At 54.5% G+C, this 12,343-nt stretch carries 14 protein-coding genes and 2 pseudogenes; 4 read left to right on the forward strand and 12 right to left on the reverse strand.

Features of this window, described 5'->3' with window-relative positions:
• Positions 1–145 precede the first annotated feature (145 nt).
• The 11 genes and pseudogenes from gpsB to cysK form a co-directional block, all read right to left on the reverse strand.
• A complete protein-coding gene (gpsB, locus tag IKE44_RS05750; protein ID WP_033009238.1) occupies positions 146–442 on the reverse strand; it encodes a cell division regulator GpsB in 297 nt (98 codons plus the stop codon).
• A 215-nt stretch (positions 443–657) separates the two neighbouring features.
• Complete coding sequence (locus IKE44_RS05755; RefSeq protein WP_033009240.1) at positions 658–894, reverse strand: CotD family spore coat protein; 237 nt, start codon at positions 892–894, stop codon at positions 658–660.
• Positions 895–1,292: 398 nt separating this feature from the next.
• Entirely contained in the window at positions 1,293–2,564 is a 1,272-nt protein-coding gene (locus tag IKE44_RS05760) for a ribonuclease H-like domain-containing protein (protein WP_033015329.1), read from the reverse strand.
• A gap of 67 nt (positions 2,565–2,631) precedes the next feature.
• Positions 2,632–4,908, reverse strand: coding sequence for a DEAD/DEAH box helicase (locus tag IKE44_RS05765; protein WP_049624871.1), 2,277 nt, complete (start codon positions 4,906–4,908; stop codon positions 2,632–2,634).
• A 172-nt stretch (positions 4,909–5,080) separates the two neighbouring features.
• Positions 5,081–6,106 (reverse strand): IclR family transcriptional regulator domain-containing protein, encoded by a 1,026-nt coding sequence (locus IKE44_RS05770; protein WP_033015333.1) that lies wholly within the window; start codon positions 6,104–6,106, stop codon positions 5,081–5,083.
• Positions 6,063–6,251 (reverse strand): annotated as a pseudogene (locus IKE44_RS05775) (4Fe-4S dicluster domain-containing protein); the annotation flags it as partial. The pseudogene IKE44_RS05775 and the gene IKE44_RS05770, both read right to left, overlap by 44 nt.
• Before the next feature lie 2 nt (positions 6,252–6,253).
• Positions 6,254–6,829 (reverse strand): annotated as a pseudogene (locus IKE44_RS05780) (FAD-binding protein); the annotation flags it as partial.
• Positions 6,774–7,502, reverse strand: a complete 729-nt coding sequence (locus IKE44_RS05785; protein ID WP_230581340.1) for a TIM barrel protein — start codon at positions 7,500–7,502, stop codon at positions 6,774–6,776. The gene IKE44_RS05785 and the pseudogene IKE44_RS05780, both read right to left, overlap by 56 nt.
• Positions 7,503–7,699: 197 nt before the next feature.
• Positions 7,700–8,338: a Bax inhibitor-1/YccA family protein gene (locus tag IKE44_RS05790; protein WP_020755708.1), complete on the reverse strand. Its 639-nt coding sequence runs from the start codon at positions 8,336–8,338 to the stop codon at positions 7,700–7,702.
• A 49-nt stretch (positions 8,339–8,387) separates the two neighbouring features.
• Positions 8,388–8,684 (reverse strand): AbrB family transcriptional regulator, encoded by a 297-nt coding sequence (locus IKE44_RS05795; protein ID WP_259463474.1) that lies wholly within the window; start codon positions 8,682–8,684, stop codon positions 8,388–8,390.
• A gap of 302 nt (positions 8,685–8,986) precedes the next feature.
• Positions 8,987–9,910 (reverse strand): cysteine synthase A, encoded by a 924-nt coding sequence (gene cysK / locus IKE44_RS05800; protein WP_287465284.1) that lies wholly within the window; start codon positions 9,908–9,910, stop codon positions 8,987–8,989.
• 193 nt (positions 9,911–10,103) lie between these two features.
• Between cysK and IKE44_RS05805 the strand changes: the two genes are divergently transcribed.
• Both IKE44_RS05805 and IKE44_RS05810 read left to right on the forward strand, forming a co-directional pair.
• Entirely contained in the window at positions 10,104–11,207 is a 1,104-nt protein-coding gene (locus IKE44_RS05805; protein WP_287465286.1) for a histidine kinase N-terminal domain-containing protein, read from the forward strand.
• A gap of 46 nt (positions 11,208–11,253) precedes the next feature.
• Positions 11,254–11,607 (forward strand): hypothetical protein, encoded by a 354-nt coding sequence (locus IKE44_RS05810; RefSeq protein ID WP_033006776.1) that lies wholly within the window; start codon positions 11,254–11,256, stop codon positions 11,605–11,607.
• A 19-nt stretch (positions 11,608–11,626) separates the two neighbouring features.
• Here IKE44_RS05810 and IKE44_RS05815 read toward each other — a convergent pair whose 3' ends face one another.
• Positions 11,627–11,767, reverse strand: coding sequence for a hypothetical protein (locus IKE44_RS05815; protein WP_015374705.1), 141 nt, complete (start codon positions 11,765–11,767; stop codon positions 11,627–11,629).
• Positions 11,768–11,780: 13 nt separating this feature from the next.
• Between IKE44_RS05815 and IKE44_RS05820 the strand changes: the two genes are divergently transcribed.
• Positions 11,781–11,966 (forward strand): hypothetical protein, encoded by a 186-nt coding sequence (locus IKE44_RS05820; protein WP_061567589.1) that lies wholly within the window; start codon positions 11,781–11,783, stop codon positions 11,964–11,966.
• A gap of 20 nt (positions 11,967–11,986) precedes the next feature.
• On the forward strand, positions 11,987–12,211 hold the full coding sequence (locus IKE44_RS05825; RefSeq protein ID WP_015374703.1) for a spore coat protein: 225 nt from the start codon (positions 11,987–11,989) through the stop codon (positions 12,209–12,211).
• The last annotated feature ends 132 nt before the right edge of the window (positions 12,212–12,343 follow it).

Genomic DNA, 12,343 nt, shown 5'->3' on the forward strand with positions numbered 1-12,343 from the left:
AGCACCGTGCGAGCATGGACTTTCCTCTACGGTCGAAACCGGCCGCAGCGATTACCCGAGCATGATTAACGCTGCGAGCATTTTACAGTATAATCGATTTTTCACATAAGAGCAAGAGAAAAAAATTGGAATTTGTCTACATCGCCTACTCGTACAGCTTCCGGCCAAACACATGTTTCTCTAAATTGGACAGGCGCTGCAAAATATCGTAGTTTGTCGTCCCGGCCGATACCGACGGCCGCTTTTGCAGCTCCTCGACTTGCCGCTTCAGGCGGGCGTTTTCTTGTTGCAGCTCTTCAATTTCCTGCTGAAACGCTTCGTAATCTTTGATGATCATATCTAAAAACTGGTCCACTTCGTCTTGATTGTACCCCCGCATGCTCACCTTAAATTCCTTTTCTAAAATGTCTTTCGGCGTTAGTTTTACGCGATTGGCTGACATGGCTTTCACCTCAATCCGCTTTCAACTCTTTTCTTTATTTTTTCAGAAATCGGTCCGGTTGTCAATTGACGTTTTCTTTATTCCGGTCGCGAAACCGAATAAAAGGAAATGATTCCATCCATCCCCTCATACTTGAAAACGGATGTTCCAGCGCATGGTCCGGACACCGTTTGACAAAAAACAGAGGCCGGCGAGCGGCCCCTTCGTCCGTTTGTTTAATATCCAACCGGGAACGGCGGCATCGGCCCTGGGCAATACAGGTGCCGGTTGGCAGCCTGAGCGACGGCCGATTCCGTATGCGGGAAATAATGGTGATGTTCATACAATTGGTGATACACATGCATCGTATGCGACGGATGGATATGCGGCACAATCGTTGCTTGAAAATGATGTTGGACGCAGCATTGAGGCGGATGAACAATCGGCGCCGTTACATAAGGCGGGCAATGCATAGGCATCCTTCTCCTTTCATCTAGACTGTTGGTTTGCAATACTAGCCTATGATGAACGAACCGAACTCGTACTAGTGTAGATACCCATTTTGCACGGCGGCGCTGCCAAACCGAATCCGCTTCTTCAGCCCCGCCCACGCGGCGCCGGTCATCTCGGGCATCGTGAACCGTTAATAAACATAATGGAACACGACAAACGTCAAGCCGACGACAATAAAAAAGAGGTACAAAATTTTTTTGTACATGCTCCTCATCACATTCTTCTCCCTGCCCTCGTTTTCGTTCATTCCGACGCCATTGTACACGTTTTTTTATTTTTCTACAAGATTCGCAGCAAAAGAAGAGTAGGAATTTTTCTGTTTCTGTCACATTTTGCGCTTGCCGGGGAAATGGGCGTCTCATTTTCCCGGCCTGTTTTTCTTGCGCATAAGCCGCTCAAGCCGCTTGCGCCACTCCCGCTCCTCCCCGTCCGCCGCCTGCCGGCTCGCCCTGGCAAGCGACCGCCATGCCTCATACGCCGCCGCCGCATAACGGTGCGCTTCATCAAGGTCACGGAAATAATGTTCGTACGCTTTCGCCAGCTCAAGGCCCGCTTTCATCTTCCAATAGACGCCACACTCCAATAAGTCGCGCCAAAGCGCCGCCGCCTCGTCATACCGTTTTTCCTTCCGATATAAAAGCGACAGTTGCCACTTCGCCATATGCGCTTCTTTCGCCTGCCCGGCGCCCGCCTGTTCATAGACGCCCCGCGCGGCCGCCGTCTCCCCGACCGTTTCCAACCAGCGGGCAGCGGCCAGCTGTTCGCCTGGATCGGTGAGTTGGTTTGCGTCAAGCAGCTGAATCGACAAATGAATGTATAACACGATGAGCGACAACACGTCTTGCTCATTATGGCGCAAAACGGGCATGATCCGGTCGGGATGGGGCGTTTGCAAAAACGCTTGGTACATCATCGGCGCCAAAAAACCAGGCACATCATCGTTCCGTTTGACGCCAAGAATATGCCGCTCCACTTCAGCCAACCGCAGCGAATCGAGCCGGCCTTTCCATAATCGGCGGGCGGCATGGTACAAATCGAAATGACCGAACGCGGGCAGCTTCGGCACCATGTCACGGACAAGGGCATGGCGCGTTTTCAGCCGCGGCCAGTCGAACGCTTTTCCATTGTACGTAACAAGCGTCGTATAGTTGACATCGGATAAGAAACTTTGATACAGCGCCACTTCCGCTCCGGGATGCGGCAAAAAATGCTGGCGGACGATGACGCAATCACCGGCAAAGCGGGCATGGCCGAGCAAAAACATGACATTTCCCGCTCCGCTTGAAAGCCCCATCGTCTCCGTGTCAAAAAAGAACAAGTCGCCAACGGCAAACCCGCGGCACGAGAGCGGGTGGGAAAACGGCGCCTCCTGCCAGCGCCGGTGCACCTCATAAAACGCACCGAGCCGATAGCGGCCATGTTCGTGATCAAGCGGGTACACCGTCTCGCGGACAAGACAATAATCGCCGGCAAACGAATGCGGAACAACGCCGCATTGTCGCCACTGCTCAGCAAACGGCACGTCCGCCGCCCGGCATTCACCCGCTTCTGCTTCAAGTTCTCCGGCCGCAGCCTTCGGTTGATGCCGGGCGGCCAGCAGCTCTTTCCATTGCGACAGCTTTGGCTTCATCCGTCTCGCCCTTCCTTTCCGTCCAGTCTCGATGACCGGGAAGCTGCGCCGCAGGGCGCGGTTGGCGCTAAGCCGAGGAACCGCTCCGCACAGCGAGCTGTTCAGCTAAAAACTGCACCAATTCATGCTTGACCGGCATTCCTGCCGCATCAAGAGCACCGATGCACGATGGACAGCCATCCGCACACGGACAGCGCTCCACCCACTCTTTCACTTTCGCCAGCATTTGTTCATACCGCTCAAACAGCGCTTCCGATAAACCGATGCCGCCCGGATAGCGGTCATAAAGGAAAATGGTCGGCCGTCCGGAGTGCGGCGCCTTCAGCTGCGGCACAACATGAATATCCGAGCGGTCGCACATGACAAACATCGGCACTAGATGGCCAAGCACGTTGGCGATGCCCACCAGAATGTGCTCAAACAACGCCGGGGAAAACCGCGGCGGCACTTCCATCCATTCGAGCCATGCCGCCGACGTATGAAGCGTTTCTTCCGGCAGGCGGATCGGCCCCCATCCAATGTTTTCAAACGTCGACAGTTTCAGCTTTTTAAACATCGTCGCCATCGCCCGGACCGATACATCGCCGTACTTGACGGCCATCGCCCCTCGTTCGGCAGTACGGTCTTCAGACAGCACTTCAAGCTGCACGGCCAGATTGGCATCGGTGAAATATTCGACATCCACTTGACGGACGTACGCTTTTTTCTCCTCCCAATCAAGCTGCTCAACTTGGTATTGCGTCCCTTCGTGCAAATAGATCGCTTCTTCATGGAGCAGCGTCATCGCGCTGAAGCGATCCATCTCACCGATGACACGATGGCGGGCGGTGTCAGAAACATCGATAATGACGACATTTTCCTGCGCCGCAGAGCGCAAACTAATGTTTTGCGCCGGAAACGCTTCGCTCATCCAATGCCAGCGGCCGCTGCGCTCATAAAGCACCCCCTGCTCAGCCAAAAAATCGAGCACTTCTTCGACCTCGACTCCACCAAACGTCTCGCCGCGCCGAAACGGAAGCTCGTACGCGGCGCATTTAAGATGGTCGACTAAAATGAGCATATTATCCGGATTGATGCGGGCTGTTTCCGGCGAGCGGGCGAAGAAGTATTCCGGATGGGCGGCGATGTACTGGTCAAGCGGACTTGAACCGGCCACCATAATCACGAGCGAATCGCCATGGCGGCGGCCGGCGCGGCCGGCTTGCTGCCACGTGCTGGCAATCGTTCCTGGGTAACCGGCGAGAATGCACGCCTGCAGCTGGCCGATATCAACGCCAAGCTCGAGCGCGTTTGTGCTGACCACCCCGATAATGTCCCCGCTGCGCAGCCCCTTTTCAATCGCGCGCCGTTCGTTCGGCAAGTAGCCGCCGCGGTAGCCGCGGACCATCGTTTCCCCAATCCGCCCCTTCACCGCCGCCTGCAAATGGCTTAAGATAAGTTCGGCGCGGACGCGGCTGCGGGCGAACACAATCGTCGGAATGTGGTTGCGTAAAAGCTGCCGCGCCAGTTCGACCGCCGTTTTCGTCGCACTTTGACGGACGTTCATCGTCCGCTCGACGACCGGCGGATTGTAAAACACGATATGTTTCCGTCCGCGCGGCGCCCCGTTGTTGTCAATCAGCGCCACCGGTTCGCCAATCAGCCGCTCAGCCAACTCCTGCGGATTGGCGATCGTCGCCGAGGTGCAAATAAATGTCGGCCGGCTGCCGTAAAAGGCGCAAATCCGCTTTAGGCGGCGGATGACGTTCGCGACATGGCTGCCGAACACGCCGCGGTATGTATGCAGTTCGTCGATGACGACGTAGCGCAACTGTTCAAACAGCGACATCCATTTCGTATGGTGCGGCAAAATGGCGGTATGGAGCATGTCCGGGTTGGTGATGACAATATGACCGGCCTGGCGGATTTTTTGCCGCAGCGCCGGCGCCGTATCGCCGTCGTATGTATAGCTGTAAATCGGCGTTCCCATCTCGGCGATGATTTCATGTAATTCGTTTTTTTGATCTTGGGCGAGCGCCTTGGTCGGAAATAAGTAAAGAGCGCGGCTTTCCGGCGCCTCCGCGATCGCTTGCAGCACAGGCAAATTGTAGCAGAGCGTTTTGCCGGATGCCGTCGGCGTCACGGCGACGATGTTCCGCCCGCTTCGCACCGCCTCATACGCTGACGCCTGGTGCGTGTAAAGCGAGGCGATGCCGCGCGCTTCAAGCGCCGCGCGCAGCCGCGGATTCAATTCGGTCGGAAACGGAACTGTGTCGGCTTCTTTCGGCTCAATTTCATGCCAATGAACGACGTTCGGGTCCTGACGAAGCTGTTCGATCCACTCGGAAAGCGTCTGTTTGTTCACGTTGCCAATCACCTCGTTTCTATTTTACATGCATCATTGCCGTTTGCACTAGCAAAACGCGGCGAAAAGCGGGCGTCTTTCGGAAAGCGAAGCGCAACACGGCTCGGCTGCATGCCCTTCCGTCCGCCATGCCCAGCCGGCCGTTCGCGCCGCAAAACAAAACGCCCAGCCGTTACGGCTGGACGGAATGAATCGGCCGATGGCCGAGCCGGGCGGAGAGTTCTTTGCCGATTTGGCGCATGCGCGCAGCAAGCCTCATGATGCGGTCATCCGTCATGCGGATCGTCGGGCCGAAAACGCTGACGGCGGCGACAACGCTTCCTGTATAGTCGAAAATCGGCACCGCGACGCAGCGGATGCCATATTCATTTTCTTCCAGGTCAAGCGCATATCCGTTTTGCCGAATGGTGTCAAGCTCGCGGAAAAACGCCTCGCGGTCGGTGATCGTCCAATCGGTATGTCTGGGCAACCCTTTCCGGTCGATGATCTCGGCGGCGACAGCCGGCGCTTTGGCGGCGACAAACGTATTGCGGAGCGTGCCGATGCCGTCCACTTCACATTCAATGACTGTTCCCGGGCCAACCAGCTCAGCGCCGACCGGGCTTCCGGTTAAAATGACATCGCCCGGTTGCAACGTCATGACATGGGACAAATAGGAGATCATTTTGCTGATCGAAATGATCATGAGCTCTGTCGGGCTGTTTTGTTTTTCGACGCCGTTCACGCGCGCTTTCACCGACACCGACAGCGGGTCAAGCTCCGTTTCAATAACCGGGCCGAGCGGCTTGCTCGCATCAAACAACACAAGCGGGTGCAAATTGCCGTCTCCAGCATGGAAAATATTCACAATCAGAAGCCCGTATTTGCGGCTGATGTTGGCGATTTCGTTCAACACTTCCGGCAGCCGGCTGCGCGGAATGACGCCGTCTTGCACTAAATAATCCGGCGAAATCGCCCCCATGGCGCCAAAGCCGGTTTTCCGGTTCGCCCACCAGCGCGCCCGCTCTTCCTCTGACTGGGCGACTTTCACTTCGCGCACATGGTGGCGGCGGCAAATCGTTAAAATATCGTCGATTTGCTCGTCAATCCCGGCGAAAATGCCGTCCACTTCAATGAGCAACAGCGCGGCGATGTCTTTCGGATGGCCGACTGGAAACGCGGCCGCGCGGAGAGTGCTGCTCTTGGCCGGTTTGTTCATACGTCGGACACGACTCCAAGCACATGCCGCAGTGGACGCAATCAGCCCACTTGCTCGGGTCCGGCAAGTCGGGAAATCGGGAGTTGCCGAGGCTTGTGGTCGCACACGCCGGGCTATCCGTCCGTTCGTTGATTATCGTGCTCATGATTAAATCCCCCCAATAAAGCACTGATCGTTGAGCGTTTTGTTTGGATCTTTTCGCTTAATGCCTTCGAGCAAGAAAAAGTACGATGGCTTTCCGCCCCAAACGTCAACGCGCTGGCGCAGCGAAAATGGTAAATGTTTCACGATCGCATAGCCGCCAAGGCGAACTGCTGCCTGACGCAGCTCCTCAATGGCCGCCAACCCCCCTTCTTCGCTTCCGTGTACATACACCTGGCAAAGCCCATGGCCCAATCCACCGTGCGCCTCAAGACGGACGTGGCAGCGATCAACGATAAGAACGCTTTCCTGCAAGACGGCGAGCACATCCAAGTTGACGACGCCGATTTTCACCGCCGCTTCCACGCCGTTTTTCGCCAGCGCCAGGCGCGCGTTCGACGCCGCTGTATAAAACGCCTGCCAAAAGACGGAAGCCTCCTCAGCAGCTAAAACGGACATTTCCGCCATTTTCGGCCGCAGCCGTTCCACCCATTGTTCTTGGTAATGGACGGCGTTTTCCACATCTTCACACCCGATCACAAGCGTATAAACCGGCCGTCCCGTCAGCCGCTCGGAAAGCGTGCTCTTGCAAAAATGCGAAAATCTCGCGATACGGAAGCGCTCCCGTCCCCGGCTCATGCCGCCCGGGGGCATCGGCAAATTGCACATGGTCAATCAATGGTTCATAGGCCGCAAACGTCGCTGTCACATCGCGCCCAAGCCGCGCCATATGGTAGATGTCGTATTGCACTTTCACATTTGCCCTGCCAAGAGCGCGAATGATGGCCACGGCTTCATCAATATCCGTTAAAAAGTAGCCCGGCATATCGAACGGATTGATCGGTTCAATCGTCAGCGTCAAACCGTGGACGCCGAGCGCAGCGGCCGCCTCATCCAAGCGGCGCATGTATATTTCTTTCGCCCGTTCCCGCGGCAAATCGGCCGGAACCACTCCAGCCATGCAATGAAGACGCGGCGCGCCAAGCGCGAGCGCATAGCGCACCCCTTCCTCAAGCGCACGGCGGAAATCGTCATGACGGCCGGGAAGAATCGCCAGTCCGCGCTCCCCCTTTTCCCAATCGCCGGCCGGCAAGTTGATCGTAACGAGCGACAGCCCGTATTCCTCCAGTTCAGCGGCAACCGCCTCAGGCGCCGCAGCGTACGGAAACTGGCACTCAACGTGCGAAAACCTGTGCTGCTTCGCCTTGGCAAAACCGGGCAAGAAACGGCGCTTCCGTGAAAATCGTCGAAACATTGACGGCAAACTTCATCATGAGGCCCCTTTCTTCTCCATTTCTTTCTTTTATTCGCCCCACCATTTGCCGATTCCTGCCTCACCGCGTTTCACCTTTCATGCCGTAAAAAAATAGCCGCACCATTTCGACTTGCCGCTTTGATCTGTGCCATCGTCATAGAAAAAGGGCTGCTCCTTTTGGCAGCCCTTTTTGGCACTCAATCCTCATCGCTGGCGAAAAAACGCAAAATGTAGACAAACAAATTGATGAAATCAAGGTAAATATTGACGACAATCATCGGGATATCCGCTTCCGTAAAGCCGTAGCGGGCCAAACGGTTGATGTCGTAAATCGTAAAGCCAAGGAAAATCAAAATCCCCAAAGCAGCGATGCCCATTTGCCCGACGCTGGAAAATGGAATGAACCATTGGATGATCAGCAAGCCAAGAAGCGCAAACGCGCCAAGCATCAAAAACCCGCCGAGGAACGAAAAATCTTCTTTCGTTCTCGCCGCGTAAATGGCAACGCCGGAAAACGAGACGACGGCCAGCGCAAACGCTTTGAACACCGCCGCTGCACCGATGACGGACAAGTAATAGCCGATGAGCGGATAGAGCGTCGCCCCCGAGACAAACATAAACGCAAACATGAGCGGATAGCCGACCGCTTTTTTGCTGCGGGCGAAGATCATCACCAAAAGCAAAATGAGTTCCAAGCCATAGAGCGGCAAGTACATCCCGGCCGGCACCCATTGCCCGGCATACAGCCCTGCGGTCGCAACAGCCAGCGCCGCTAAAAAGGAAACCGCCAACTTCGCCACCGGGCTGTGCGGACGATAAACGGTCGAATGGTTCATGGCAACCCCCCTCCTTTTTCTTTCTAGTTTAGCATATATTTGTTTCTTGTCACAGCCCTTTCTTTTGGATTGACGCAGACGGCATGACCCATCGTTCAATCGATCGAAACCAGCGGGCGGCAAACCATTTTTTCAGCACCGGCGGAACGACAAGCAAAATAAAAAAAATGCGGAACATTTGATAACTTGTCACAACAGCAAGATCGGCATGCGCTTCCCGCGCCAAAATCCCCATTTGATCCATACCCCCCGGCGCCAAATCGATGAACGCTGTCAGCAACATCACCGGCAATTGCCGGCCCATCTCCCCAAGCGTTCCTGCCGTCATCGATGGAGGATTCGAAATGGTTCATGAAATCCGTCACTGTTTTTATCATTCCGACCATGACGCAGCGCTGCGCTCGTTCGATCTGCCAAAAGAACAGCAACGATTCACCGCACTCCCCGCTGAGGCGCTCAACGCATGCGCCAAGGAACCAGAAAGAAAGCCGATTGTCATCCTTCATCAAGAACGACCGGTCGGTTTTTTTGTTCTCCACACCGGCAAACGATCAAACAAAAGCATTCCTCTTTGTTTTGCAGAGAGGAATGCTTCACTTCCCAATGAAAGGCAAGAAATCCTCGCTTTTTTCGTCGATCGACGTCCGCTTAATCGGCGAATAAATCGGATGACAAATACCGCTCGCCGGAATCGGGCGCCATGCAAAGGACGCGTGCGCCTTTCGGGAGCTGTTTTGCCACTTTGATGGCGTAATAAGCGCTCGCCGCCGCTGAGGCGCCGACCAAAATGCCTTCCTTGGCCGCCAGTTGGCGCGCCATTTGCTGGGCATCCTCATCTTTGATCAAAAAAATGTCATCGTAAATCGAGCGGTTTAAAATTTTCGGGATAAACCCCGGACCCGTGCCGGGAATTTTGTGCGGCCCCGGCTTCCCGCCCGACAACACCGGCGAACCGTACGGTTCAACGACGTAAATGCGCAAATTTGGAATGCGCTTTTTCAGTTCCTCCCCTGTTCCCGTCACCGTCCCGCCGGTGCCGGCGGTGAGCACGAACGCATCGAGCCGCCCATCAAACGCCTCGTAAATTTCCACCGCCGTTGTATGGCGATGCGCACCCGGATTGGCCGAATTTTCAAACTGCATCGGAATGAAGCTGTCAGGGATTTCGCCAGCCAGCCGGTTCGCTTCATCAATTGCCCCTTGCATCCGCTTCTCCGCCGGCGTCAAATAAACTTCGGCTCCGTACGCCTTTAAAATTTTCACCCGCTCCACCGTCGCATTGTCGGGCATCGTGATGATGCAGCGATACCCGCGGGCGGCGCACACCATGGCCAACCCGATGCCGGTGTTGCCGGACGTCGGTTCGATGATCGTGCTTTTTCCAGGCGTAATTTTCCCTTCCGCCTCTGCCCGGCGGATCATTTCCCAAGCCGGCCGATCTTTGACGCTGCCGCCTGGGTTGAACGATTCGAGTTTTATATATACGTCCGCTCCCTCCCGATCCGGGAGACGGTTGAGCTTCACGATCGGCGTACCACCGATCAAATCTAAAATCGAGTCATACAATTTCACGATCGTCCCCAACCTTTTGCAAAATATTTGTTCGTCCCATTCATTATAAATGATTTTTCCGTTTTTGTTCAAACCACCCGCCTTTTTCGCGGAAGGAAACTAGTTTTCTCGGATATGCAGCCATTTTCCCTCTGTTCTAGTTCGATGTTCTCAATTATAATAAAAATAAACGACAGAAAGCGAGGTGGCTTTGTTGACATCTGCCGCACAGCAGCTTGTCACCCATTTGGAAACCCATTTGCCGGACTTCCTCGCCTATTGGCTGCAGCACATGAAAATTGCCGACGATGACAAATATATCGACGGTGTCGAACAAAACGGCTTGGCGGTGTTCACCTTGGTCAAAGAGGCGCTGCTGCAGTCGTGGCCCGGCGAGATGGTTGTACGGCTGGCGTACAAAATCGCCAAAGAACGGGAGGAGATGAACACCGGCATCGGCGCCCTTGTTTACAACGTAAACTTGGGACGGCGCCTGATCATCAACCATGCGTTGGCCGCACCGCTGTCCGTCGATGAGCTCGCCCCGCTCATTGACCATATGAACGAGTTGTTTGACCAGTTTTTGTTTCATGCGGTCACCAAATACAATGAGTTAAAAGAAAAGGAGCTGCATGAGAAAAATGCGCTCATTGCCAGATCGCATCAAGACCGGCTGACGCTGCTCGGACAAATGTCATCGAGTTTTATCCATGAGTTTCGCAATCCGCTTACGGCTATTATTGGTTTTATTCAATTATTGAAGTTTGAGCATCCGCATCTTCCTTATTTAGACATTATCGACCATGAGTTGCAGCAGCTGAAATTTCGCATTTCGCAATTTTTGCATGCCTCACGCAAAGAAATTGTTGAAAGCGAAAAGGAAACGTTTTCGCTTTGCCAGCTGTTGGAGGAAATTATCGAGTTTTTATACGCCTCGATCGTCGACAGCGATGTCGACCTTTCGGTGGCGATCGATGAATCCATACATATATTTGCCTATAAAGATCAGCTGCGCCATGTGCTGGTAAATATTTTGCTCAACTCGATCGAAGCGTTGAAAGAGAGGGAAAAACCGCGGCGGATCAACATCGCCGCCCGTTGCCAAGACGGAAGCATCATCATCGAAATCGCCAACAACGGTCCGTCCATTCCGGCCGACATTGTGGAAACGATTTTCGAGCCGTTTTTTACGACGAAAAAACTCGGAACCGGCATCGGGTTGTACATTTGCAAAAAAGTGATTGAAGACCATGGCGGAGATATCCGCTGTTCATCCGATGAAGACATGACGACGTTTTCCATCCGCCTGCCCGCATAACAAAGGGCGAAAATGGGCATGCTGGATGTAAAAAAGGATGATGTCGATGACACCGTCATGGAAACATTTGCTGGAACAGACGGCAGCCGCCATTCGCGAATGGCTTCAGCGGGAAAACCATTCGTTTGCCGAGCTGGCGGAGCTGATCCGCCATCATCCGGACACCGTCCGGTCCGAGCGCACTTGGCTCGGTTTGACGTACCGCTTTTACTCGCTGACACTGGCGGATGCGGCGCTGAGGATGGAAACAAAAGTCGCCCACAACGGGAACGAGCGCATTTTATCGTTGTCGCTTCACGCTCCGCGGACCAAAGCAGCCGTGTATCGTTCTTATGACGAAGAGAGCGACTTGTCCGATGTCGTCACCACCCCTCCGCTCGCGGAAAAAACCGCACCGTAACCGAACCGGTGCGGTTTTTTTAGCCTTTCATGCCCTGCAGCCATTCTTGGTAACATTCCGGACAAAGCGCTTCCTCGCGTTCTTCATCGTTCGCATGGAACGAGACGTAATGCACGTTGTCGTCGCACTCGCATTGGCAATAGAAACACGTTTCGTTCATCGATTGTCCCTCCTTGTCCGTTAGTGTGGACAATCCGAGGAACGTCATTGCAAGGAAAACATCCCCAAAAGCGATCAGCACGACGTGTGCGACAACAAATAGTCTAATGGCGAGCGACCCGCAGCTGAAATCGCTCATTCAACAAGACATGCAAAAAACAGAGCAGCACATCCGCGACTTGCAAAACTTATTATCGTAACGAACGGAGGAGGGACAACGATGCAGGCAACGATGACGCCGACCGGCGTATTCAATGATCAAATGATCGCCGCCGACTATCTCATTGGGGCGAAAAGCGCGATCAAAGCGTGCGCAATGGCCATTGCCGAAGCAACAACCCCGGAAGTGCGCAATACGCTGAAGCAACATGTGAACTACCCACCACCTACGCTTCGCTTGGAGGTGGGGGCTTCAAGCGACTTGTGCGTGTTCGCCGAACGGTAAGCCACACACAAGAACCCTTTACGCTTCCCTTCGTTCCGAAGGTGTCCGTTCTAGCCATATTCTATCCTATTCGTTGGCTAACGCCAACCGACATTCATCTCCCACTTTCACTGGTGCTGGCGCACCTTCACG

The sequence above is a fragment of the Geobacillus sp. genome (assembly GCF_017515625.1).
In the GTDB taxonomy this organism is placed as follows: Bacteria; Bacillota; Bacilli; order Bacillales; family Anoxybacillaceae; genus Geobacillus; species Geobacillus stearothermophilus.

Excerpts from the sequence above, each read along its gene's own strand:
- gpsB (WP_033009238.1), bottom strand. The coding sequence starts at position 442 with ATGTCAGCCAATCGCGTAAAACTAACGCCGAAAGACATTTTAGAAAAG.
- IKE44_RS05755 (WP_033009240.1), bottom strand. The coding sequence starts at position 894 with ATGCATTGCCCGCCTTATGTAACGGCGCCGATTGTTCATCCGCCTCAA.
- IKE44_RS05760 (WP_033015329.1), bottom strand. The coding sequence starts at position 2,564 with ATGAAGCCAAAGCTGTCGCAATGGAAAGAGCTGCTGGCCGCCCGGCAT.
- IKE44_RS05770 (WP_033015333.1), bottom strand. The coding sequence starts at position 6,106 with ATGAACAAACCGGCCAAGAGCAGCACTCTCCGCGCGGCCGCGTTTCCA.
- IKE44_RS05785 (WP_230581340.1), bottom strand. The coding sequence starts at position 7,502 with ATGTTTCGACGATTTTCACGGAAGCGCCGTTTCTTGCCCGGTTTTGCC.
- IKE44_RS05790 (WP_020755708.1), bottom strand. The coding sequence starts at position 8,338 with ATGAACCATTCGACCGTTTATCGTCCGCACAGCCCGGTGGCGAAGTTG.
- IKE44_RS05810 (WP_033006776.1), top strand. The coding sequence starts at position 11,254 with ATGACACCGTCATGGAAACATTTGCTGGAACAGACGGCAGCCGCCATT.
- IKE44_RS05815 (WP_015374705.1), bottom strand. The coding sequence starts at position 11,767 with ATGAACGAAACGTGTTTCTATTGCCAATGCGAGTGCGACGACAACGTG.
- IKE44_RS05825 (WP_015374703.1), top strand. The coding sequence starts at position 11,987 with ATGCAGGCAACGATGACGCCGACCGGCGTATTCAATGATCAAATGATC.